Origin of the sequence: uncultured Streptococcus sp. (genome assembly GCF_963525625.1) — a bacterium.
Classification (GTDB): domain Bacteria; phylum Bacillota; class Bacilli; order Lactobacillales; family Streptococcaceae; genus Streptococcus.
The window spans coordinates 86,872-111,581 of the sequence record NZ_CAURLD010000006.1 but is presented as its reverse complement, the minus strand read 5'-3'; the positions used below and the strand labels follow the sequence as shown (position 1 = coordinate 111,581).

Annotated in this window: 22 protein-coding genes; 6 read left to right on the top strand and 16 right to left on the bottom strand. The window is 43.6% G+C overall.

All coding sequences use genetic code 11. The annotated features are described in order from the left end of the window. Window positions 1-114: 114 nt before the first annotated feature. The 4 genes from RYK49_RS05115 to ccpA all read right to left on the bottom strand — a co-directional run bounded on the left by RYK49_RS05115 (window position 115) and on the right by ccpA (window position 4,240). Entirely contained in the window at window positions 115-597 is a 483-nt protein-coding gene (locus RYK49_RS05115; protein ID WP_314830513.1) for a hypothetical protein, read from the bottom strand. Window positions 598-665: 68 nt separating this feature from the next. Continuing rightward, window positions 666-1,988 carry a glycosyltransferase family 4 protein gene (locus RYK49_RS05110; RefSeq protein ID WP_314830514.1) on the bottom strand — a complete coding sequence of 441 codons (1,323 nt, stop codon included), beginning with the start codon at window positions 1,986-1,988 and terminating at the stop codon, window positions 666-668. Between the two features lies 1 nt (window position 1,989). After that, window positions 1,990-2,988: a glycosyltransferase gene (locus RYK49_RS05105; protein ID WP_314830515.1), complete on the bottom strand. Its 999-nt coding sequence runs from the start codon at window positions 2,986-2,988 to the stop codon at window positions 1,990-1,992. Between the two features lie 247 nt (window positions 2,989-3,235). Beyond that, on the bottom strand, window positions 3,236-4,240 hold the full coding sequence (ccpA, locus tag RYK49_RS05100; RefSeq protein ID WP_002894913.1) for a catabolite control protein A: 1,005 nt from the start codon (window positions 4,238-4,240) through the stop codon (window positions 3,236-3,238). 162 nt (window positions 4,241-4,402) lie between these two features. Here ccpA and RYK49_RS05095 point away from each other — a divergent pair, with 162 nt between their 5' ends. The 5 genes from RYK49_RS05095 to RYK49_RS05075 all read left to right on the top strand — a co-directional run bounded on the left by RYK49_RS05095 (window position 4,403) and on the right by RYK49_RS05075 (window position 9,577). Further along, window positions 4,403-5,485: a Xaa-Pro peptidase family protein gene (locus RYK49_RS05095; protein WP_314865079.1), complete on the top strand. Its 1,083-nt coding sequence runs from the start codon at window positions 4,403-4,405 to the stop codon at window positions 5,483-5,485. Between the two features lie 531 nt (window positions 5,486-6,016). Further along, a complete protein-coding gene (locus RYK49_RS05090) occupies window positions 6,017-7,063 on the top strand; it encodes an iron ABC transporter permease (protein WP_314865077.1) in 1,047 nt (348 codons plus the stop codon). A gap of 1 nt (window position 7,064) precedes the next feature. After that, window positions 7,065-7,820, top strand: coding sequence for an ABC transporter ATP-binding protein (locus tag RYK49_RS05085; RefSeq protein ID WP_314865075.1), 756 nt, complete (start codon window positions 7,065-7,067; stop codon window positions 7,818-7,820). Between the two features lie 55 nt (window positions 7,821-7,875). After that, window positions 7,876-8,904: an ABC transporter substrate-binding protein gene (locus RYK49_RS05080; protein WP_314865072.1), complete on the top strand. Its 1,029-nt coding sequence runs from the start codon at window positions 7,876-7,878 to the stop codon at window positions 8,902-8,904. Then, the gene (locus tag RYK49_RS05075) at window positions 8,885-9,577 is read left to right on the top strand and encodes an alpha/beta hydrolase-fold protein (protein ID WP_314865086.1); all 693 of its coding nucleotides are present in this window, start codon (window positions 8,885-8,887) and stop codon (window positions 9,575-9,577) included. The genes RYK49_RS05080 and RYK49_RS05075 overlap by 20 nt, the downstream gene beginning before the upstream one ends. A gap of 120 nt (window positions 9,578-9,697) precedes the next feature. Here the strand turns inward: RYK49_RS05075 and RYK49_RS05070 are convergent, their stop codons facing one another. From RYK49_RS05070 to RYK49_RS05030, 9 genes are all read right to left on the bottom strand, one after another. Next, window positions 9,698-10,885, bottom strand: a complete 1,188-nt coding sequence (locus RYK49_RS05070; RefSeq protein WP_314830520.1) for an NADH-dependent flavin oxidoreductase — start codon at window positions 10,883-10,885, stop codon at window positions 9,698-9,700. A 110-nt stretch (window positions 10,886-10,995) separates the two neighbouring features. Next, on the bottom strand, window positions 10,996-11,559 hold the full coding sequence (locus RYK49_RS05065; RefSeq protein ID WP_314830521.1) for an Ada metal-binding domain-containing protein: 564 nt from the start codon (window positions 11,557-11,559) through the stop codon (window positions 10,996-10,998). Continuing rightward, entirely contained in the window at window positions 11,556-12,050 is a 495-nt protein-coding gene (locus tag RYK49_RS05060) for a methylated-DNA--[protein]-cysteine S-methyltransferase (protein WP_314830522.1), read from the bottom strand. The genes RYK49_RS05065 and RYK49_RS05060 overlap by 4 nt, the downstream gene beginning before the upstream one ends. A 26-nt stretch (window positions 12,051-12,076) precedes the next feature. Then, window positions 12,077-12,982 (bottom strand): DNA glycosylase, encoded by a 906-nt coding sequence (locus RYK49_RS05055; protein WP_314830523.1) that lies wholly within the window; start codon window positions 12,980-12,982, stop codon window positions 12,077-12,079. Window positions 12,983-13,106: 124 nt separating this feature from the next. Continuing rightward, entirely contained in the window at window positions 13,107-13,958 is an 852-nt protein-coding gene (locus RYK49_RS05050) for a VOC family protein (RefSeq protein WP_314865070.1), read from the bottom strand. Between the two features lie 260 nt (window positions 13,959-14,218). Continuing rightward, on the bottom strand, window positions 14,219-14,668 hold the full coding sequence (locus tag RYK49_RS05045) for an Rrf2 family transcriptional regulator (RefSeq protein ID WP_314830525.1): 450 nt from the start codon (window positions 14,666-14,668) through the stop codon (window positions 14,219-14,221). 56 nt (window positions 14,669-14,724) lie between these two features. Further along, complete coding sequence (locus tag RYK49_RS05040) at window positions 14,725-15,573, bottom strand: metallophosphoesterase family protein (protein WP_314830526.1); 849 nt, start codon at window positions 15,571-15,573, stop codon at window positions 14,725-14,727. A gap of 95 nt (window positions 15,574-15,668) precedes the next feature. Then, a complete protein-coding gene (locus tag RYK49_RS05035) occupies window positions 15,669-18,392 on the bottom strand; it encodes an FtsX-like permease family protein (protein WP_314865068.1) in 2,724 nt (907 codons plus the stop codon). A 1-nt stretch (window position 18,393) separates the two neighbouring features. Continuing rightward, entirely contained in the window at window positions 18,394-19,095 is a 702-nt protein-coding gene (locus RYK49_RS05030) for an ABC transporter ATP-binding protein (protein WP_314865066.1), read from the bottom strand. A gap of 142 nt (window positions 19,096-19,237) precedes the next feature. On the opposite strand from RYK49_RS05030, the gene RYK49_RS05025 reads away from it, so the two are divergent. Next, entirely contained in the window at window positions 19,238-19,798 is a 561-nt protein-coding gene (locus tag RYK49_RS05025; RefSeq protein ID WP_045502009.1) for a TetR/AcrR family transcriptional regulator, read from the top strand. A gap of 90 nt (window positions 19,799-19,888) precedes the next feature. Here the strand turns inward: RYK49_RS05025 and RYK49_RS05020 are convergent, their stop codons facing one another. From RYK49_RS05020 to RYK49_RS05010, 3 genes are all read right to left on the bottom strand, one after another. Continuing rightward, a complete protein-coding gene (locus RYK49_RS05020; RefSeq protein WP_314865062.1) occupies window positions 19,889-21,940 on the bottom strand; it encodes a C69 family dipeptidase in 2,052 nt (683 codons plus the stop codon). Window positions 21,941-22,064: 124 nt separating this feature from the next. Next, a complete protein-coding gene (locus RYK49_RS05015) occupies window positions 22,065-22,886 on the bottom strand; it encodes a PrsW family glutamic-type intramembrane protease (RefSeq protein ID WP_314830531.1) in 822 nt (273 codons plus the stop codon). Further along, the gene (locus RYK49_RS05010) at window positions 22,879-24,543 is read right to left on the bottom strand and encodes a C69 family dipeptidase (RefSeq protein WP_314830532.1); all 1,665 of its coding nucleotides are present in this window, start codon (window positions 24,541-24,543) and stop codon (window positions 22,879-22,881) included. Before RYK49_RS05010 ends, RYK49_RS05015 begins: the two co-directional genes overlap by 8 nt. Window positions 24,544-24,710: the final 167 nt, after the last annotated feature.

The window sequence follows — 24,710 nt, the reverse complement described above, 5'->3', positions numbered from 1 at the left end:
AGTCCCAACTGCATCCTCTACGCGATTTCCAGCTCCACGCGCTCTCTAAAAGATTTCCTGCAGGTGATTTGTCTCTAGAAAACATTATAGCACGATTGGAAAAATTTGCAAGAGCTATTGACCATCAAAACCAGAAAAACGATTTAGAGCCTCTTGACTCAAAGTGGCAGCTTGACGTTTTTTACGGTATTGCTCTGCTAACAGCATTCCTCCCAAAGAAAGGAATAACAAAACATGAATATCCCTAGCATTATAAAGCGTGGAAGTGATTGGATTATAAATCTTGTCTCCTGAGTAAAAAAGTCCGTCAAAAAAGTTTTTGAATAAGTAATAATACTGAACCCCTGGAATCAAAAGAAGAAAGGGCAGTGAAAAACCTTGCATCCGAGTATTTATATAAACAATCACTGCACCAATCAAAGGAAGCAGCACAGCATAATAAAATAAATTAAGATTAGAAAGCCAGCTCAAATCGCTTCCCATACTTTCTGTATTATTTATAAAATATTGCCAAATTTGTTCCCAAATCAAGCCCGAACCAACGACAATGCCATAGAACAAAAGCAACAAAGGCAGCTGTTTGAGATATTTTTTCATAAGATTTCTCCTCTATTTCTAAAAACCTTGCATAAATAGCTATTGTCGCAATGATGCAAGGCATGTTTCTATTCTAATAATTTAGTAATATTCCTGATTTTTTTCACTTGCTTACTCGAAGCTTTGAGGATACGAACGGAGCCATTGATTGGTAGAGAGATGACCTTTCCAGGCAGATAGGCAACTGTCTTGGCCAGACGCTTGGCAGCACTTTCCTCTGGGCTAAGCTCGTTATGGAAGTCCTTGGAAATAGTCAAATCTAGATAAAACTCATAGACTCTGCGACCAAAGTTCTCCGCTGAAATCTCGTAAAGCTTGTCTGCTAGCTTCTTCTCATCCATGTCAGGCGTCGCAATAATCGCCTCTAAAATAGCACCTGATAAATCACGCTCTTGGTAATAAAGGATCCCAAAAATCTTGTCACTGATAACATTATCCAGATAAGGATTTCCATGGGCAATAATCGGTGTGCCGCTGGCTAAGCTCTCCAGATAAGTCAGACCTTGAGTCTCACTGGTTGACGCGGATATAAAGAAATCCGCAGCTTTATAGTAAAGGGCTGTATCACTAGGAGCAATCATCCCCGTAAAGATGACAGCTTCTTCAATCTGAAGCTTGGCAACCAGTTCTTTCAAGTCTTCCGCATAGGGACCGTCGCCGACAATGACTAGCTTGACTTTGTCATTTTCTTCAAGGACGGCAGGCATCGCCTCAACGATAGCCTGGATATTCTTTTCATAAGAAATACGGGACAGACTGAGCAGCATAATCTCATCTTCAGCTAGTCCTAGCTTGAAACGAAGTTTCTTGATATCCTCACGCGAAATTTCCGGCCGCTCAAACTTCGCCAGCTCAATTCCTGTCGGAATCACCCGTTTTTCTGCTTCGATTTTATAATTAACCAAAAGGTCATAAACAATCTCGCTAGGGCAGATAACCCCATCCAAGTCACTCATAAAACCACGGACGATATATTTGACCATGCTAGGACGGATGACCATCCCCTTGGCAATATAGTGCACATAATCCTCATACTGGGTATGATAGGTATGTACTACCGGAATCCGCAGCTCTTTGGCAATCCAAATCCCCAGCAGCCCTAGTGAAAACTCAGTCTGGGTATGAATAATATCCAGCTGGTACTGACGGGCAATTTCTAAGGCGTGAGAAAAGCCTCGGTAAGCCACTCTTCGGTCCTTAAAGGCAAAAAAAGGTACGCTGGGAATCCGAATAATCTGCCAATCCTCATAGCGGTTGACATCCTTATCCGTCGTCGTAAAAATAAATACCGTGTGACCTAATTTTTCCAGCTCCGTCTTCAAAGTCCGAATACTGGTAGCAACCCCAGAGACCTGAGGAAAATAGGTATCTGTAAAAAGACCAATACGCATCTTACATCTCCAAAACTGTTTGATAAGCCTTGACTAACTGATCTGCAACATCGTCAATAGACCGGCTTTTAGCCACCTGATAGCCTGCTTCGCGCTTGTCCACCTTTTTATCTAAGACATTTCTCAGAGACTGGACAAACTCGTCTATGTTATGACAGAGCTCGGCTGAACGCTCATCCACCCAGCCATGATAAACTGGAATATCGCGCAACACAACATTCTGCTCACTGGCCAAGGCTTCCAGGACAACAATTCCTTCAGTTTCCTCATAGGACGGGAAAAAGAAGGCATCTGCTCCAGACATGGCTCCCTGAAATACCGCTCCCTTAAAATAGCCGGGAAATTCAACATTATCAGGATGGTCAAAAAGAACCAGACGGCGAATCTTGCGCGGAATCAACCAGAGATTGATAGAGCCCAGCCAGATAAAGCGCACATCTGGCATCCTTCGGGCAACCTCTACAAAATCCTCAATCCCCTTGCGGCGGAAATAAAGACCAGCACAAACGACCACCTTCTGCCCCTCTTCAATCTTGAAGTACTTTTTAAAAACTTCTTCCTTGCGATCATCTTTCTTATACTTAGGCAGGTCAATACCGTTTGACACAGCCACCATAGGTGTTGTGACCCCATAAGACTGGATAAGCTGCTTGGAATACTCCGATGGTGTGATAATGAAATCCGCCTTTTTATACATGTGCGTCAGATATTTGCCAAAAAGCGGAGCAAAGAGATTGGATCCAATAAAGGAATTTTCAAAGTCCTCCTTGGTCGAATGCCCATGCATAATCACTTTTTTATTGCCCCTCTTGGCAGCATGCAGGAGAAGCAAGCTACGGGGACCATAGGTATTGATGTGGACCACATCATAATCTCCTAAAACGTCCGTCGTATAAGGAATCCCAGCCAAATCCAAGGCATGCATCTGATGCTGGAGGGCTCGGCCGATTCCTGATTTCTCCAAAACGGACTTTCCTTCAAGATACAGTAATACTTTCATACTTCCTATTATACCTAAAATAAAATAAAAAGGAAATCCACAAGGGCAAATGAGGTAAAAAATCCATCCAAAGCCTGATAAGGCTTAGAAAAGTACCCCTAGCTAAACGGAAACACAAAAAAGCTGAGGTATTACACCTCAGCATCGCTTCATAGTCATGAAACTTTCTTAAAGAAGCCATTGACTTAGTCTCTTCGCTCGCTTTTCAAGCTCAGAGAAGTTCCTAATCAGACTTGCAGATCACTGCTTATTTCCGAGTTGATTTACGCTCGCTAATACTGTGAGCCAGAAGAACTTCGCGTTCTTCCAATTCTTCCTTATGCATAATCTTAGTCAGCATGCGCATACTGATAGCGCCGATGTCATAGAGGGGCTGACCGATTGTGGAAAGGTTAGGACGAGTGAAACGAGCTACTTGCGAATCATCACTGGTAATGATTTCAAAATCTTCTGGAACCTTGATGCCTTGATCAGACAGACCATTCAAGAGGCCTGCTGCCAGTTCATCTCCTGTGACAAAAGCAGCTGTTGCTTTGGAAGCAATAACACGCTCTGCCAAGTGGTAGCCATCATCATAAGAATATTTTGATTCAAAAACCAAGCCTTCGCTGTAAGAAAGTTTCTTGTTCTTCAAGCCATCTTTATAGCCTGATAGACGGATTTTCCCGTTGATATCATCTACAAGCGGTCCGCTGACAAAGGCAATTTTCTTATTGCGCTTAGCCAGTAATTCTACAGCATCAACCGTTGCTTGCTTATAGTCAATATTGACGCTCGGAAGCTGATGCTCCACATCGACAGTACCCGCCAAAACGACCGGTGTACGCGAACGTGAAAACTCTGAGCGAATTTTCTCTGTCAGATGATAGCCCATGAAAATAATGCCATCCACCTGCTTAGAAAAGAGAGTATTGACAACGGATACTTCCTTATCATCGTCCTCATCACTGTTAGCCAAGACAATATTGTATTTATACATTTCAGCAATATCATCAATCCCTTTTGCCAAGGTTGAGAAATAGCTATTGGTAATATTTGGAATGACAACGCCTACGGTTGTAGTCTTCTTGCTGGCTAGTCCACGTGCCACTGCATTTGGACGATAGTCAAGACGATCAATGACCTCTAAAACTTTTTTACGTGTGTTTTCTTTGACGTTCTTGTTTCCATTCACTACCCGACTGACTGTCGCCATCGAAACTCCCGCTTCACGGGCGACATCATAAATGGTTACTGTGTCGTCTGTGTTCATATAGTTTCCTTTCTTCTATTGAAAATATCGTTTTCACTTTCCTACATTCACCATTTTATCACTTCTTGTAAACACTTTCAAGTATTTTGATAAGTTTTTGAAAAGTCTTGCTTTTTTTGACATTTTTTGCCAAAATAGAGGCATAGAAAGAAGGTTGTGACCATGACAAAAATCCAACAAATCACCCACTATCTCGAGAATGAGAAGCTAGATGCTGCTGTGCTGTCTGATCCAGTCACTATCAATTATCTGACTGGTTTCTACAGTGACCCGCATGAGCGGCAGATGTTTTTATTTGTCTATCTTAACCATGAGCCCCTGCTCTTCGTACCTGCTCTAGAAGTTGAGCGAGCTTCAGGAGCTGTTCCCTTTTCAGTCCTTGGATATATGGACTCTGAAAATCCTTGGCAGAAGATTAAAGCAGCCCTGCCAGCTCACTCCTTCAAGACTGTCGCTCTTGAGTTTGATAACTTGATTTTGACCAAATATCATGGATTGAAAACTGTCTTTGATAGTGCAGAATTTACCAACCTGACTCCTTACGTCAACCGCTTGCGCCTGATTAAGTCTGCCGATGAAATCCAGAAAATGCTGGTAGCTGGGCAATATGCTGACAAGGCTGTCAATATCGGTTTTGACAATATCTCACTGGACAATACTGAAACAGATATCATCGCTCAGATTGACTTTGCCATCAAGCGAGAAGGCTATGAGATGAGCTTTGAAACCATGGTGCTGACGGGAAATAATGCAGCTAATCCGCACGGCATTCCCGGTGCCAATAAAGTCGAAAATAACGCCCTCCTGCTCTTTGACCTTGGCTGCATGGTTAATGGCTATGCCAGCGATATGACACGGACCGTTGCTGTTGGCCAGCCGGACCAGTTCAAAAAAGATATCTACCATCTGACATTGGAAGCCCAGCAAACTGCTCTTGACTTTATCAAGCCAGGGGTCACAGCTCATGAAGTAGATCGCGCAGCTCGGCAAGTCATTGAAAAAGCTGGCTATGGTGAGTATTTCAACCACCGTCTCGGCCACGGCATCGGTATGGATGTTCACGAATTTCCATCCATCATGGAGGGCAACGACATGGTCATCGAAGAAGGCATGTGCTTCTCTGTTGAGCCTGGTATTTACATCCCTGGCAAGGTCGGTGTCCGCATCGAAGACTGCGGCCATGTCACTAAGAATGGTTTTGAACTCTTCACCGAAACTAGCAAGGACTTGTTGTATTTTGAATAGAATTTTATAAGCCTATATTATGTCTTGAATGATTATTGGACTTGGCAAAAGCCATCTGCCCATTTTAGCTATCATTGTTGGAGGCTTTCAGGCATCACTTTTTTGATTAATGAGGAAATCGAATACCGTGAGCGCTTCTCACTCTTCTTTAGTCCAAATAGGTTTTGAACATCGTTATAGCTATCTCAGTCCTTACGCATTTATAATTTCAAAAAACGATAGAAAAGTTTCTGTCGTTTTTTCTTGTTTCCTAGTAATTATACTAAGTCATTTAGATTCACCTACTTTTCCTCCAATGAAGTCGTCTGGCAGAGACATTCCGAAAAACTCAATTGATCCGCTCTAACCAGTTCTTACACCAGAAACATGTTTTCATCACTGAAAAGATAAAAAACTTTTTACAATAGAAAGCGTCATTAAGCCTTATCATATCAGAGATTTTTATCCCTTCTTGCCCTTCTGATTTAAAAATGTTATAATTTTTTATGAAATTGTCTAAAAATTCTAATCTTTGCTGTTAAGGAGGTCTGGATGCTCTTCAAAAGGTCAGAAAATCATCGATTTTCTCGCTATATCTGCCTGCTCTTGCTTCTCATCTTTTTTCTGGCTTTCTCCCTCTTTTTAGCTGTATCTTTGGGATCGGTCACTATTGATATACAGGATACTTACCGGATTATTTTCAGCAAGCTCGGCTTTTCCCTTGGCACAGGCAAACTATCGCCGTCTACAATCGCTATTGTTTGGAACATGCGGGTTCCAAGAGTGCTCTTGGGAATCCTAGCTGGTGCTGGCCTTTCTGTCTGTGGCAGCGTCATGCAATCTACTGTCAATAATCCCATCGCAGAGCCTTATATCCTAGGAATTTCAGCGGGTGCAACCTTCGGAGCCACACTGAGCATTATCTTAGGGCTCAAATCCATTACTGGCACAGGTGCCTTTATAGGAGCCATTCTGGCATCGGTAGTGGTCCTTTTTATCGCATCCATGCAGGGAAAAATGACGACAAGCAGTCTGATTTTATCAGGAACAGTTGTAAATGCCCTTTTTATCGCCTTTTCCAACTTTATCATTTCTGTCGGTGCTAATGCTGACAGCCTTATGACGATCAAGTTCTGGACCATGGGCTCACTGGCCGGAACTTCTTGGTCAGACCTTGCCTTGCCGGCCCTTGTTGTTGGTCTCTCCTTTTTGTTTTTCTGTTCCCAGTATCGTATTTTCAATACTATGATGATGGGGGACGAAGCAGCTTTGACACTGGGGGTACCTCTGCGTTTTTACTGGTTCCTCTATATCACAGTTGTCGCAGTCATGACCGCAGTGCTGGTTGCCTGCTGCGGCATTATTGGCTTCGTCGGACTAATCACTCCGCACATTGCTCGTAGATTAGTCGGTACCAACTACAAAAGGCTCTTTCCTATCGCTACCCTGCTCGGCTCTCTCTTTCTGGTCTGGGCAGATGTTTTGGCTCGAATTTTGGTCAAAAATGCCGAGCTGCCGATTGGAATCTTCACCGCTTTGGTCGGCGCACCCTTCTTTATCTACATTGTAGCCAAAAGCCGAAAGGAGGTAAGCAGCTGATATGGATCTAACTTGCCAAAATATCCACTATGCTGTCGGCCAAAAAGAAATCTTAAGAGGGATTTCACTCACGGTCGAGGGAAATCAGTTTCACACCATTTTAGGGCCCAACGGAAGCGGCAAAACTAGTCTGCTCAAAACCATCTACCGCCAAATCAAACCTGACAGCGGAGACATTTATCTAAACGGTAGGCCACTTGAACAGGTCAGCATAAAAAAAGCAGCCCAGAAAATAGCCGTTGTAACTCAGTTTAACCATCTTCAGTTTGACTGCACCGTCCAAGAAATCGTCATGTTGGGCAGGACACCACATCTGTCCCTTTTTCAAAAAGAGAGCGAAAAAGACTATGCCCTCGTCCGTCATGTCTTGAGACAGGTGGACATGCTGGATAAGGGAGAGCGAACCTATCTATCCCTGTCTGGTGGTGAGAAGCAAAGAGTCCTGCTGGCACGCGCTTTGGCCCAGCAGCCAAGCCTACTGCTCCTAGACGAGCCGACCAATCATCTGGATATCAAATACCAGCTGGATATGCTGCGTATCGTGAAAGACCTGAACATCAATGTTTTGGCTGTTTTACACGATATCCAACTGGCTTGTCGGTATTCAGACTATTTGTACCTCATGAAGGGAGGTGAGATTGCATACCAAGGCGCTCCAAAAGAGGCCATCACCCATGATTCACTTCAAGCCGTTTACGGCATTCAGAGCAAAGTAATCTGGACCAAGGATCGACAGGCCATGATTCAGTATCTATAAGAGCCTGTTTTCAGCTTTATCTATACAAGCTTCAAGCCCAAGAAAGGAAGGCAATATGAAAAAAACACTCAGTATCTTACTCGTCGCAACTGCTGCACTGACAATGGCAGCCTGCAATTCTTCATCTAAGGAAAGTACGAAAGAAAGCTCAACTTCACAATCTTCCTCCAAAACAGAAAGCGCGAAAAAGAGCACAGCAGAGACAAAATATCCCGTGACAATCAAAACTTACGATGCCGAAGGCAAGGAGATTGATCAGGTCTTTGAAAAGGCACCGGAAAAGGTCATCACCAACAACCTTTCGACGACCGAAATCTTGATTGAACTAGGATTGAAAGACAAGATCGCCGGTATGCTCAATCCAGACAATGATGTCACAGATAAATACAAGGCTGATATTGCCACCATTCCGCAAGTTGGCGACAAGAAAACCGTATCACAGGAAACTGTGCTATCCTATGAGCCAGACGCTCTTCTTGGCCGAAACATGATGTTTTCCGAGAAGTCTCTGGGGACAGTCAGTGCATGGAATGAAAACAAAATCCCTGTCTACACACAGAAGGCTTCCCTGTCCAATACCAAGCAAGACCTAGGAAATATCGTTGAAGATGTCAAGAATATAGGAACCATCTTTAACGTTCAAGACAAGGCCAATCAGTATGCTGACCAGCTGCAGGCAAGAATTGACGGTGTCAAGAAGACCAATAAGGCTAGTCAAGGGGAAAAGAAAAAAGCGCTCATCATGTGTGCCTACAACGATGAGACTTTCGGTGCCTATAAATCTGCCCTGCAGGAGAGCCTGCTTAACCAGCTCGGCTATACCAATGTAGCGACTGGAACCTCTGACCTAAGCTTGGAAAATCTGGTCTCTATGGATCCTGAAGTCATCATCTACGTAACCAGCGACCGCAACAAGGCCATGGATGAGCAAGCAGTTGATCTAATGAAGGCCAATCCAGTTCTAGAAGATGTCCCAGCGGTCAAAAATCAGAAAATCATGACCATCTCCTATGATGAGTTCATGGATTATGGTCCTGCTGTAATCGACTCACTCGAGAAAATCAATAACTTTGTCAATAAATAAGACCTTTGTCTGGGAAGGTATCACTGTCAATATTGCCCTGCCCCAAGATTATGACGGATTACGACCTTATCCAGCAATCTTGCTAAATGATGGACAGCTAAACTACCTGAGCAGGCTTTCTTCATCGGTAATCTTGATCGGACTGATATCGAACAACAGGCTGGACGATTATACACCCTGGAAAGCCAATGCTCTAAAGTCTGGCAATCCTGATTTTGGCGGCAGAGCAGATAGTTACCATCAGAAACTATTCAAAGGTATATTAACAGAAATCAGACAGCACTACCTACTGGATGACAAGAGAATTGCCTATGGTGGCTACTCACTCGGTGGACTAGCGGCTGTTTACAGTCTCTATAGTGTCTGCGAAGTTCCCTGTGTCTTTTCTATCTGCGGTTCCTTTTGGTACCCAGGTTTCACCGACTATTGCCAGACACAGAACTTGAAAAACAAGGACTGTCTAGTCTATTTGCAGAATGGGAAAACAGAAGGCGCGAATCACTCAAATCGACTTTCCAAAGCTCCTTTTTATGCTGAAGAAATTCATCGCTTGATTCAGAAAGAAATCCTTACCACATTCTCCATCTTTGACCCTTATGGGCATCATGAAGCCCTCAAAGAGCGCTATGCTGCCTTTTCCGACTGGCTGGCCACACAATGGCATATTGACTAATAAAAAACCCCTTTGTCACTCACAGCAGCTGACAAAGGGATTTTTAGTTTATTGCTGTACGTAAAAAAGACTCTCACCAGTAAAATAGTAAAAGTCTTGGAAAAAATTACACCAAAATTATTACTGTCCCTCATCCCCAAATTTACCAGTATGAAGGTGGATAATACTGTCATGACCAGGTAGAACGGGCAGCCCGCCAGAATCTTTACGACTGAACACTTCAAGCAAGCCTGGTGTCAATTGAGAGTTTTTCAACTGCTCAGGGCTAATCTCATGGACAATTTCTGCTCCTCGCCCCGTCTGTACCTTATAGCCAAACAGCGGGTCAATCAAGGTGCCACGGCCGATTGCAACTAAATCCGCAGCTGTATCCTCAATAGCAGCTTCTGCATCTTCCTGACTAAAGACACCACCGATTGTAATCAGTTTAGTTTGCTCATCCATCACTTCCTTAAAATGATCTGCATAGGTTTTGTCAGATCCTGTAGGTTTTGAAGCATAGCCAGCCAAAAGCGACAAATGGATGTAGTCTAGTTCGTGCTTGACTAGCTCCTTGACCAAAAGTTTGGCTTCTTCATAAGTATAGCCTACTTGATCTTCATGGATTTCATCTGGGCTAATCCGATAGCCAATAATAAAATCTTCCGGCGCATACTTGTCCGCAGCACGCTTCACTTCCTCGACTACTGCCAAAGGAAAAGCCATACGTTTTTCCAAAGTTCCGCCCCATCTGTCCTGACGAACATTGGAAGTGCTAGAAAAGAATTGCTGCAGCAGATAGTGATTGGCACCATGGATTTCCACTCCTGAAAAACCAGCTTGAACTGCACGTTTGACTGCTCGACCAAAATCCTTGATAATTTCAAGGATTTCTTCATCCGTCAATTCTCTCACAGGATAAGGCAGAAAAGAAAAATCTAAGGCACTGGGAGCCAATACTTCCCCACCCTTCAAAGCACGGCCTGAAGCTGCTATCCCACCATGATGAAGCTGCAAAATCGCTTTATTGCCATCTTTTTGAAGGGTAGCAGCTAATTTTCTCTCCCCTTCAATGTGGTCATCAGAGTAAATACCTAATTGAACTGGATAGCCAGTCTGGTAACAAGGCCCTCCTGATGGACTGACATAATGAAATTCAGTAATCAAAAGACTGGCTGCCTGAGAGCGTGCTCCGTAGTATCGCAAAGTATCATCAGACACAAATCCTCCTTCTAAGCCACTGAAAGTATACATAGGGGACAGCACCAAACGGTTGGTTAATTTGGCACCGTGACGCAATTGAATCGGGTCTACAATTTGTTTAGACATAGTAAAAATCTCCTTTCTTCTTTGACAATTGGTTTTCAATAAGTATTTATTACCAACAGGTATTCGCTATTAAAATCTACGCTGTAACATCATGAGAATTCATTATACTCTTATTTATAATGTCGTTTTCTATACTCCATCGGACTCACTCCGTAAGTCTTCCGAAATAATTTTGCGAAATAGGCTGCATGCAGGCCGCCTGAATACTCTGCAACTTCTTTTATTGAGAGATTAGTGTTGATTAGTATTTCTTTAGAGTATTCTAATCGAAGTTCGCGTAAACGTTCTTGTGGTGTTTTTCCAGTCACACTCTTATAGACATGCCGAAGATAAGACTCAGAGCCTTTTGCCATAAAAGCTAAATCTTTCAAAGTTAAACTTTGCTGGAAATATTCTTTTAAAATATGATCAATTTCTTCTACCCACTCCTCTTTGCTAACCGGCTTTCCTAGTGGACGGCATCGTTTACATGGTCTATATCCTGCTTCAACTGCCTGCTCTGCTTTTTGAAAAATCGTTACATTTTCTTTTTTGGGAAGACGAGAGGCACATGAGGGACGACAGAAAATTCCGGTACTTCTAACAGCATACCAAAAAAACGTATCATAATCACTGTTATTACTTTTAATAGCCTCCCACTCCCAATCTTCAGCCATATGTCCTAACGCCATCATTTCCTCGCCTCCAGCTTCAGCAGGTAAGCTTTTTTATCAAGTCCGCCGGCATAACCCGTCAGCTCGCCATTGCTTCCAACGATCCGATGACAGGGAATTAAAATAGAAATAGGATTATGCCCAATCGCACCTCCGACTGCTCTGGCCGAACCAATATTACCATACTCGGCTTGTAACTCTCGTAGGATATCTGAATAGGTAGCCGTCTGACCGTAGGAAATCTTCTGCAACACTGCCAGAACCTTGCTTCTGAACTCAGTCACTTGAGGTGCCAGTAGAATCTCATCTGTCGGAGGATTTTCCCCCTTAAAATAAGCATCTAGCCATGCAACAACGCGTTGGCTTACTTCTGTCTCCTCCTGCTGTGCTTGCTCCAAATCATAGCCTGCGCCATAATATTTCTGTCCTTCCAGCCATAGTCCCAACAGGGCAGTTCCGTCCGTCATAATGAGAATACGGCCGATTGAGGATTTGTAATAAGTTTTGTACATTTCTTCTCCTTTTCGATGAAAATCAACTAATAAAGCAAACGCCAAATATAAAAAACTGCATATGAACACCATGTGCCCCACTCTTTTTTTAACTTTAATAGCAATTCCTTAGACGGTTTCTCATCTAGACCAAGTATATAAGATATGCCATTCTGCAATCCAATGTCAGCCATCGGAAAAGCCGATTGGATACGAAAACATCGCATCATCACATAATGAGCCGTCCACGGACCGACACCATAAAGTTTAAGCAGCTCTTTTTCAATTTGCTCAGCTGTATCTAACTTTTGATAATAACTTCTTGAAATGGTCCCCTGATACAAGAGCATTGATATTGTTTGTAAATATTCTGCTTTTTTACGAGTCATTTGCAACTCCAATAACTCCTCAGCCACACTATTTGCAACCATCTCAGGCTTTGGATAAAGCCAGTAAGTTTCATGGTTATAGTGAAAAGCTTCGCCATATTTCTTGACAAAACGTTCTTTTAGGGTATAAGCATAAGCAAGATTTACCTGCTGTCCTAAAATTCCCCAAGTAATAGCCTCATAAAAATCTGGGACACCAATCAAACGAAGTCCGTAAAACTTCTGAACCAAAGGAGATAAAATATTATCTTCTTGTGCAAACTGATAAAAGTCATCTAATGACTGATCTAAATCCAACCAATCTCTGACAAAATTGCTAATAACTTTTCTAGCCTCAGCAGAAAAAATAGGCTGATTTTCCGCCTGGATACATATCTCTTGAACTTGCTCATTGTAAAAAATCGTACAAAGATAAAATTCATTTTCGACTTTAAACAAGCGCTTAATTCTGTCATTTGCAACTTGGTACATCACTTCCTTTTCCTCTCTTGATAAGTAGGAAATGATTTGTACCCAGTCAAAGATAGATGACGTTTCTAAATAGATTATATTTTTAGCTAACATATCTCCACCTTTCTTTTAGTTATTATACCATCATTTTGGAAGCGGAAATATAACAATCTGGCTTTCTCATCAAAAAAACAAAATCCCCGTATCTTTAACAGATGGGGGATGATATCGTATTTAACTAGGTGACTTGGAGCTTTGCCACAATCCCATCTGGGTCTGTGACTTCTAGCTCTTGGGAGCTAATCCATCGGACTGGCGCCTGCAAGTCCAGAGCATTTTCATAAATAGCTACTAGGTCTTCTTTTCCTTGAACTTGCGCTTCAAAATAGGCTAGTCCCAGTTGTTTAGGTTGGCGATGATTCAAGTGAGAACCTCCCCATTCATTAACTGCTAAATGGTGATGGTAGTTTCCTGATGCCAGCCAGCTAGCAGAAGGTACAGAAAATTTATCCTCCAAGCCTAGAAGCTTTTGGTAAAAATGACTGCCTGCTCTGCTATTTTTCACAGATAGATGGACATGGCCCATACGAGTGCCTTTAGCAATACTAAACGGTTGGACTTCCTGACCCAGTTCATAGATTTCTTGAGCCGCGAGCGCTTCCGTCACTCCGATAATGCGACCGTCTTCCCGAATATCCCAATCAGCCTGAGGCTTGTCCCGATAAAGCTCAATGCCATTGCCTTCTGGATCCTCCAGATAAATGGCTTCACTATAACCGTGATCCGCCCCTCCAACCATAGGAACTCTATTTTCGGATAAATGCTTCAGGATATCTGCCAAGGCTTGACGGCTTGGAAGCAAAAGCGCCAGATGATAAAGACCATAAGCCGACTTGACTGACTGCCGGTCACTGGTCGCTAAGAGTCTCACCAGCACTTGCCCGTCCTGGCCCAAAGCCACCTGTCCATCCTGCTCTTCCAAAAGTTCCAGCCCTAAAACACGCTGATAAAAATCCTTTTGTCTTGCTAGGTCAGCCACGTAAAGCGCCACCTCTCCTAGATAAATCTTGCTTTCATATTCAAAAGTCATGTTTTTTCTCCTCTCTTTAATTTTAAATGTCTGCAGGTTTCCTGCTCAATCTTTTTTTATTTTCTCAAAACAGAGATAAGTTCCTTAATGCGGATGCCTTCCTTTCCATTTGCTCCGATTACTGCGATTTTCATAGTCATTTCCTCCGAAGACTTACTTAAATTGTAATTGTTTGTGTTACATCTACTAGTATAGCAGATCTTAATGTAATGTCAACAATTACATCTTGAAAAATTCTTAACAAAAAAACAATCTGCTCACTAGGAAACAGATTGTTCTTTAATTTCTTTTTCGGTCGCTGCGACGACCTCGTCAAGCCTGGTCTGAGCCAATTCAGCTTCCATGGCTGCCTGAATAGCCGCCAAGCGGTCGTCTAAGACGTTGTGAATGTTCTTACCGATAGGACAGTCTGGATTGGGCTTGTCATGAAAACTAAAGAGCTGGCCGCTCTTACCCAGACATTCAACCGCACTATAGACGTCCAACAGGCTAATGTCTTTCAAATCTTTAGCAATCTCTGCTCCTCCAGTCCCACGAGCAACGGTAATCATCTCAGCATTCTTGAGCTGGGACAGGGTCTTACGGATAATAACTGGATTGACGCCAACACTGTTAGCAAGAATATCACTTGTCAGTTTTTGTTTTTTTCCCTCCAAAGCCAGTACAATCAGCATATGGGTGGCAATGGTAAAACGGCTAGAAATCTGCATTTTTTCTCCTCCCTCATCATTTTCTCTCACTATTATATCTCAAAAATGGTGTAACTTCAAGAGTTACGACTGGACTTTAAGAAAGCTGCAATCTCATCTGCATAGCCTTCCCGCTCACTGATTTCCTGCAGTAGGTCGTGGTTATGAGTATGGTGGATACCATTGACCAAGCTCTCCCGATAAATCTCATAGTAAGGCAAGTGGAGCTCCCGAGCCAATCTCAGCTCCTGCTCCACATCGTAGGCCACACGCCGCAGGTCGACATCAGCCAGACCCTTCTCATCAATCTCTAAAATGGCATACTGGGCTCGCAAGTCCTGACGCAAAACTGAATCAAGAAAGAATGGCTGACCAATAGAGCCAGGATTGATAATCAGCTGCCCCTTAGTCCCGTAGCGGAGAAACTGCTGGTGAATATGACCATAAACAGCAACAGCGCAGTCATTTCCTTCAAAAAGGCGGTCGAAATCACTCTGCTCGCCAATATGAATCAACTCCCGCCCCCAGTTCTTATCAGGCAGATGGTGGCTGACTGCAATCTTCAATCCTTCTACTTCTGTCAAGATTTGCAGAGGAAGTTCCTGCATACGGTCAATCTCTTCAGGACTGATTTCCTCTAGGACAAAATGGCAGAGCCGAGTCAGGTAGAGATGGCTGGGACGTGTCAAGTCTAACTTTTGGTGCAGGGCATGCCAGAGACTGTCTTCCCAATTCCCTCTGACCTGGAGACTGATGTGCAGCTTCTCCATCCTATCTAAGATATTTCTGCGGCCAGTTCCTGGCAGGAGCAAGTCCCCCAAAAACCAATAGTCTGTCACCTGCTGGCTTTCCGCATCCGCCAGTACTGCTTCCAAGGCTGTGCTATTCCCATGCACATCGGATAATAAGGCAATTTTTCGTGTCATCGTGTGTCTTTCTCTTTCTTTACAAAGAATATTATATCAAAGTTCAAAAAAACTTCCACCCATCAAGTGAGTGAAAGTTTTGAAGTGTTTTTTTATCAATCAACAGACTTAAGTGCTTCCAGCATATCTACTCGTCTGAGACGGTAGTTGACAAAGAAGCCAAGTAAGGTCAAAATAAGAGTCACTGCAGTTAGAGGAAACAGATAGACTGAGGGGCTTACTTGAGGGTTTAAGCTGATAATGCTAGGCGCAACCTTCTCAATCAAAAAACGATGCAGGAAGAAACCGCCTAGAAGCCCAACTGCCATCCCAATTACTGACAGAATAATGGTCTCTCGATAGATATAGAGGGTCACTTCCTTATTATGGAAGCCCAGAACCTTGATAGTGGACAGCTCGCGAATCCGCTCAGCGACATTGATATTAGTCAGATTGTAGAGAATGACGACCGCTAAAAGAATGGAAATCAGGACCAAAACCAGCATTGTATTATTAAGAGAATCTGCTAGGACGTTGAACTGCTTCACCATGCTTGCGTTTTGGGAAACACTCTTGACAGATTTGAGGCTCATAAATTCATTGGCCTTATCGACAATATTTTCGCTGGAAGAGTCCTTGAGCCGCACTAGATAAGTATTTTTATCGGGCTTTTTCCCGTAAATTTTCTGGTAGTCAGTTGCCTTCATGAAGGCAAAATGACCAAAATGATTCTCATTGACTGCTGCGAGCTTGACAGACTTGCCATCCAGCTCTATACTGCCACCGGGGCTAACTCCAGCTATGCGGGCCAATTTATCCGAAACCACTGCACCGTCCTTGAGAGTCAGCTTTTGCTGCTTGTCGGGACTTTCTAGGGAGATGAAAGGTTCAAAATTTTCTTTGTCCGTAACCATCAAAGTGACTGATTCGGTCTCTTTTCTTCCTTTGTATTTCTCTGTCAAGGTTTCACTATAGATCTCCTGATAATCAGCAATCGAGCCATCTGACAGCATCTTTTTCAGCTTGTCTTGCTCAGCTTGATTCTCCCCAGGATTGACAGCGACAATCAAGTCGTATCGCAGAATCTCCTCAAACTGACGTTTTGGAATACCACCAATGGAAGATTGGAGTCCTAGACCGGCAAAGAGCAGGGCAACAGAACCCGCCACACCAAAGATGGTCATGAACATCCGCTGCTTATATCGAAAGATATTGCGAGCTGTGACCTTCTGAGTAAAGCTAAGACGTCGCCAGATAAGGGTCAGTCTTTCCAAGAAAATCTTGGAGCCCTTGACCGGTGGCTTGGGCAAAAGCAAGTGAGCTGCTTCCTCTGTCAGCTCCCGTCTTGCCACCAAATAGGCAGGGAGAACGCTGGAAAGAAGGGAAAGCCCCAGGGCCAGTAAACTATAGGAAATATAAAAATATGCATGCGGGGCAGAAAGCACCATTCCTCTGGTAATAATAGAAGAAATCACTCCCGACAAGAAATAATGTCCCAGCAGAATCCCTACGAGGGTACCTAGACTCCCCGCCACCAAACCGTAAAGAGCAAACTTGCGAATGATATCTCGGCTATGATAGCCTAGAGCCTTGAAGACGCCTGCATTCGTTCGCTCCTCATCGACAAAGCGAGTCATGGTGGTAAAGGTCACCATAGCTGCCACCAGATAGAGCACCACCGGGAAGATATTACCAATCGACGCAATACTATTCATGGAGTTTTTATACATATGATAGCCATTCCCACCTGGCAGAGACTTGCGGTCATAGCTATGATAGGCCGGCTCTTTCAAACGACTCAGGTCTGCCTTAGCGTCAGCTAGCTTGTCCTTGCTAGCTGATAAGTCTTTCTCTGCCTGTGCCAGCTCAGATTTTTTCTGATTGAGTTGAGACTCAGCTTCCTGAATCTGCTGCTGGCTCTGGCTGAGCTGTGCAGGAGGGAGGATAGAAGCGGATTGAGCTGCTGCTAGCTGGTTTTTTTGCTGGTATAGCTGACTCTGAGCTTGCTCTAATTGTTTTTTCCCTTGAGTCAGCTCGCTCTCAGCCTGAGCAATCTTATCTTGGCCCTTCTGAACGGTACTTTTGGCATCCGCCTCTAATCGCTTAAAGCGAGCCACTCCGTTATCTTCCAGGCTCTTGTCCAAAGCAGTCTGGTGCTGCTCCAAACGCTCCTGATAGCTTTCAGAGAAGGGAGCCAGCTTTTCTAAATCATGATAGCGCAGGCGAGCAATAGTGTAAACATCTGTATCAAAGGCCTTGGGGCTAACTACAGCATAGGCTGATAAAGCCCCGCTACCACTAGTCGCATTGCCTAGATTTCTATCAGACCAGAGCTCTGCCGAGTTGATAAATCCCACGACCTTATAGGTCTTGTTTTTCAGAACTGACCGACTGCCGGCCTTTTCAGTCAGATCAATCTCCTGGCCAATTTTATATTTTTTAGACCAAAAGCTAGCCAGAGCAATTTCTTGCTCTTTCTTGGGAAGACGACCAGAGGTCACTTGAAAGTTTGAAATATCCTTGGTATCTGAGAATACTCGGAGGGCCTCCTCGTCCACGGTGACATCTGTCAGATAGCCAAACTCGACATCAGCTCCCTTGATAGCTTCCAGCTCTTTCTGATCCGCCTTATCCAAACCATAGTCCGCCATAACAGCCAAGTCCATGGTTCTCTGTTCTTTCAAGTAATCTGTTGCTGTTCTGCGCATATTGGGTGGAGCGACCTTGAGGCCCACGAGAGCTAAAGAGCCCAGCATCATGAGGATTAAAATAGATAGGAAACGTCCTTTAGAGCTAGTGAAGGAGCGCAGAATATCTTTCCAATAAATCTTTCTCTTCATATCAATACTCCAATGTACTTATATCCTGTGGTTGATCATTGACTGTAACACTCTTAACTCTCGCATCGTGCATGCGGATAACCCGGTCAGCAATGGGAGCCAAGGCAGCATTGTGGGTTACGATAATCACCGTCGCCCCTTGATTGCGGGACATGTCCTGTAAGATTTGCAGCACTTGCTTGCCGGTATTGTAGTCCAGAGCTCCTGTCGGTTCATCGCAGAGCAAAATTTTGGGATTTTTTGCCACAGCCCGAGCAATGGACACTCGCTGCTGCTCCCCGCCTGATAGCTGCGCAGGAAAATTATTGAGGCGATTTTCCATACCAACCGCAGTTAGAACAGCCACTGGATCTTGAGCATCCTTGACAATCTCAGAAGCCAATTCGACATTTTCCTTGGCCGTCAGGTTGGGCACCAAATTGTAAAACTGAAAGACGAAGCCCACATCATTGCGACGATAGTCCGTCAGCTGGTGGGAATTGTAGTCAGCAATATTCTGGCCGTCTATCAGGATATCTCCCTCATCATTGGTATCCATACCGCCGAGGATATTGAGCACCGTAGACTTACCAGCACCAGAAGCACCTAGGATAATGACCAGTTCCCCCTTTTCAATTTCAAAAGAAATATCATGATTGGCAACAATTTCTGTATCACCTACCTGATAACGTTTAAAGCTATGTTTCATTTCAATGTAAGCCATATCGTTTCTCTCCTTTTCAAAGCTCTTTTCATTAAATCAACAAGGTGTTGATTCTAAATCACAGATATTATATAATGAGCTTAGACAAAAAGCAATAATCAAAAATCAACAAAGTGTTGATTTAAGCAAAAAGGAAGAAAAAATGGTCCAGAAACGAAAAACTAGTACCAAGGAAGACATCAAAGAAGCCTTGATTCAGCTACTATCAGAGGAAAGATTTGATACTATCTCCATCAGCAAACTCTGCAAACGGGCCGGGATTAACCGCGGCACCTTCTACCTCCACTACCAAGATAAATATCAGATGGTTGATAGTCTCAAAAAAGAAATTATTTCCCAACTTTCTAGTTATAGCATGTTTGAAGCGGAGAACGAATATCCCAAAAAGTTAATGATAGCAAAATTTCATATACTGCGCGCTAATGAACGTCTTATCAATGCCCTGACCAAGAGCCATTATATTGACTTTCGGGAGGCTATTCGGGAGTACATAACCACTATCATTCTGAGTGATAAGCAAAAGGCTGCTACCCAGCGTTTTTTAGAAGAGAACTTTCATATCCCTCAGAAATACGCCTTGGAAATCTTCCTATCCAGTGTTGAGGGGATTATTTCTCTTTGGATAGCCGGCGGAGCTCAAGAAGAACCTGAAGAACTCACTGACATAATTTTGACTACTTATAACTATGATTATTTGAGATAAGGGCTCTAGCTTGAAGGCTAGCCCAGACAAAAGTCGTTTCTTCCACTAAGAAAGGCCGAACATTTTGCTCGACCTTCTTTTTATTTTAGATTAGTTTTTCTTTGCTTTCTTCAAAAGGAAGAAAACTCCTGCTAGGATAATCAAACCTGCAATCCCCATGATAGTGACTTGCTCACCTGTTGAGGGCAGGTCTTTTTTCTTGGCCTTGACAGACTGCTCATTTCGATACTGCACTTGGTAAACAGAGAAATGATTGGTCGTGAAGCTGATAGTCTGGTTTTGATTAACCGTTACATCAAATTTCTCAACTTGCTTGCCATTTTCATCCAGGGCATAGACTGCATCTACTGGCAAGTCTTTGCGAACTGGAATCGTCACAAGTGTTGGACTGACCTGATGCACCGGCTGACCATTCGGATCGGTCAAGCTAATGTCATAGGTATCTGTCGGCTGAATCTTGCTTTCCAGTTTTTTCACTGACAGCTGAAGACCGGCCTTGACCAAGTCAGCATTTTTCAAGCGAATGCCAGTTGCGACATCTACCAAACTGTCATCTTCTACATTGACTTCTGTCCGTGTATCCGAACTGCTAGAAGTTTCTGAAGAGGAAGAACTTGACGAGCTTTGAGTTGATGAAGCGCTGCTAGAGTCTTTGCTGGAGCTAGAAGGAGTGGTTTTTGCTGCTTCCTTGATTTTAGCTTCCATTTCAGCTTCCAGCTCTTTCATTTCCTTAAAGACTTGCGCTGCTCGAGCCTGTGTTTCCTCTGTAACTTTGGCTGAAGAGTCTGGCAGAGCTGCATTGGCTGCATCTAGAGCATTTTGCTCCTCAATAAAACGGGCTTCCAAGGCCTTCCATTTGTCTTGAACAGAACCGCCAAAGAGGTCCTGATGCTTGGCCGCCATATCGTAGATATGAGATGCTACCCAGTACCAAGAGTCTGGACTGTAGCTAGTTGTGTTGACCTTATAAGCATCGTAAGTATCTGTGATATTCCCATTATAAGGCAGGTAAGGTGAGAAGCGCGGACTGCCTACCGCCAGCCACATAGTGCCTCCGCCCATATTGGCTGGAACGCCGTCTTTGAGCTGGAAGATATGAGCTTCCATGACATTTGGGTTGCCCAACGGATATTTGTAAACAGGGTCTGTCGTACCGCGTTGTGGCAGCCCCTTACCATCTAGCTCCATTTGGTCCAGCGGTTTGAACTGGGTTCCCTCAAAGCGATTGCGCTGCATAGCCATGACATCTGCTACACTGATCTTTCTGTCTGTGGAGTGCATGAGATCAAAGTAAGAGTCGTTATAAGACACGGCCGCATTTGGGTCCAGACTAGTAATACCAGCCCAGGCACGTGAACGATCTGCCTCTGCCATCGGTGGATTGTAGGATTGAGAAATGTGGAATTTACCATCAATTTCTTTATAAGAATTAGCTTGCTTGGCTACATCCTGAACACCTTTTGAAGCAATGACATTTTCCGTATCATCAAAATCAACACTACCCAAGAAGAAAGTATTAGGAAAGACTGCATACTTGTCATCTGGGAATTTAATAGCAACATATTGGTGGCCAGATAGGATTTCCATATACCAGACACCAGTCTTGTCAGCAATGGTGATAATATTACCCTCTGCTGCTCCCTGCTCTCTGACGATCTGTGCCATCAGCTCCACACCTTGCCGAGCAGTCTGAACATGTGGAAGAACGACAGTTGTCAGGATAGACTCAGCCAAGCCATTTTCTACATAAGGGTCCACTTTTTGGATGGCATCATTAGCCTTGGCAGAAACAGTCGCAGAAATGGAAACACCGTACTCATTGAAGCCAACCTCGTCAAAAATACCTTGGGATGGGGTCACATCTGATACCGAGGTATACTTGTAGCTTTCTGCCGGCAGGGTCCATTCAAAGCCGTTGGTTTCATCGACCAGCTTGGCACCACTCGCATTGGTCTTTCTCGGATGAACCAGAAAGACCTTATTGTGATTGGGCTCCAAGTCCTCCGTCCGACCGTAAAGCGTCGTGCCGTCTGCTGTTAGGTCTTTCCCGACGATAAATCCTGTGCAGGCTTCGACCACTTGGAAAGGAAAGAGAAAAATGGTCGAAAGAGCTAACAAGGAACGAAACAATATTTTTTTCATAAAAATATCTCCTTTGTTTTTTTGTAAAAAATTACAAAATTAAATACTATATTCAGTATAGCCTTTTATACTAGGTTTTGCAAGCGATTTCAAGCTCTTGTTTTATATATTCCCTGAAAATTATTTAAATTTCTAAATCTGTCTTTTTCTCCTTCAAAACCAGTCGGTAAACTTCTATAAAGGTAGCAACGAGAAAGGCAAATAAGAAACCAACAACGATGTTAATCCGATGCTCTGTTTCGAAGAAAGGAGAGTTCCAAATAAAGTGATTAGCAACTGTTGATACGACGCACCAGAGACCAAAGAGACGGTATTTCTTGTAAGCCGTGGAGAAGAGAAGATAAACCCCAACGGTCACCACTGCTGTATAGAGAGTATGTGAAGCCAATCCGCCAGCAATCCTGCCAACCGCTTCTAAGGAACCACTATATTGTCCTCCGAAAGTCACTCTGGATACATAGCCAATATCCTCTATGACTTGAAAGCCAAAGCCCGAACTCAGCCCAGCGATGAAGACTGACTGAATATCCTTGCGCCCCAAAATGTAGAGAGCGGCAAAGGCTGTCAGAGACTTGAAAAATTCCTCTGCAAAAGGAGCTGTCAGCGCATTGGTCCAATCATTGAAAACAGCTGGATCCTTGATAAAGTTAGAGTTAATAATATCAATCAAGCTATTGCCTGCAAAGCTAAGCCAGCCAGAGATAAAGGCACCTCCAAAGAGAGCTGTTCCTAGAACGATCATCTCAACCGATAACTTTTTGGCGAGTTTTTTAATCAAGAAATAGAAAGGCAGGAAAAAGGCAGCTAAAACAGCTAAGTTCAGAACCAAGTCGCGGCCAGCTTCTAAGGTGACTTCCTTTTCCGCCATGGAGCCTAGCTCAAACTGCAAGCCGATACCGGCTAGGACCAAGTAGATATAGAGAGCAATTCTTCTTGTTTTATTCATGACTGTTTGCTCCTTTTCTATTTTTTCCTTTGACAAGATAAATGGCTATTCCAATGACAGTCAACACAAAGATGCCTCCTGCAATAGCAATATCGTAGTCAAAATCTTCTAGACGAATTGTCTCTTCTGTGTCAGAGTCCTCTGACTCCTCAATCTCTTCTAAAGCACTTGCACCATATTCGGCCACAACCTTATCTTCAGCAATCTTCTGAATTTCCTTAAGACGCTTAAAGACTGAATCCGCTCGCTCCATAGAATCTTTTGTCGCTTTCAGACTGGCTTGTTCTGGCTGTTCAGCCAGACTAATCTGCTCGCTGTCATGAGCTGGCTGTTCCTCTATCCATTGGCTTTCCATACGCTCAATTTCACTGCGAATAGAGCCATCTTCAAATAGTTCTGGATATTTTGCAACCAAATCATTGATGCGGCTAACAGTCCAATACCATGAATTCTCATTGTAGGCTGTACTCATTTCTTGATAAGGCTGAGCGGTATTGCTGATATTGCCATAGTAAGGAAGGTATGGTGCATTGCGCGGACTTCCCATAGCCAACCAAAGAATTCCCCCGCCAGTATTGGCAGGTAAATTATCCTTGAGCTGGAAGATGTGAGCCTCCATGACATTTGGATTGGAGATAGGATATTTATAAACTGGATCTGCTTTAGTTTTATCAGGAATCCCTTTTCCGTCTAGCTCCATCTGATCTTGCGGTTTGAAGTCTGTTCCTTCCAAGCGATTGCGCTGCAAGTTCATAGCATCACGCAGACTAAGCTTGTCGCTGGTTGAGTGCATGAGTTCAAAGTATTCATCGTCATATTGCACATCTGCATTGGGATCCAGCGCCTTGATACCAGACCAAACCCGAGAGCGGTCAGCTTCTGCCAGCGGCGGATTATAGGATTGGGCTACATGGAAGCTGCCATTGATTTCCTTATAGGTGCCAGCATCCTGCGCTATTTTTTCAAGATCAGCTGAAAGAATTGTATTTTCACTATCATTTTTATCTACACTGCCTAGGAAAAATGTATTGGGAAAAACAGCGTATTTGTCATCCGGAAACTTGATGGCAGCGTATTGGTGGCCAGATAGGATTTCCATATACCATACACCCGTCTTGTCAGCAATCGTCACGATATTGCCTTCGGCTGCACCTTTTTCCCTGACAATTTTGGCTAAGAGCTCCACTCCCTCTTTGGCTGTTTTCACATGAGGCAGGACTACAGAAGTTAAAGCAGATTCAGCGATACCGTCCTTGACATAAGGGTCTACTTTTTGAATATCATCATTAGCACTGGCCGAGACCGTCGCAGAGATAGAAACGCCTTCCTCATTAAAACCGGCCTCATCAAAAACGCCTTGCTCTGGTGTCACATCCGGTACCGCCGTATACTTGTAGCTAACAGCTGGCAAATCAAAGCTAAAGCCGTTGGTTTCATCTACAAATTTATCACCAGCCTTATTATACTTGCGCTCCCGCACCACAAAATTCTTGTTGTGGTTGGGTTCCAGGTCCTCTGTTCGACCATAGAGAGTCGAACCATCCGTCGTCAAATCCTTCCCGATAATAAATCCGGTACAGGCTGAGACAGCCTGAAAAGGGAAGAGTGTAAGAAGCATCAAGGCTGGAATAGCCCAACTGAAAAATTTCTTTTTCATCAGTTTCTCCTTTGTATATTAATTGATAAAATATTTATCGCATATTTAGTATACTATTCTCTTACCATGGTTGCAAGCGTTTCCAAAATCTCTTCTGCTGCCTAAAATGAATAAATTCCCCTAGGAAGAAATTACTCTAGCTCTATACCTAGCAACCCCACCAAGTC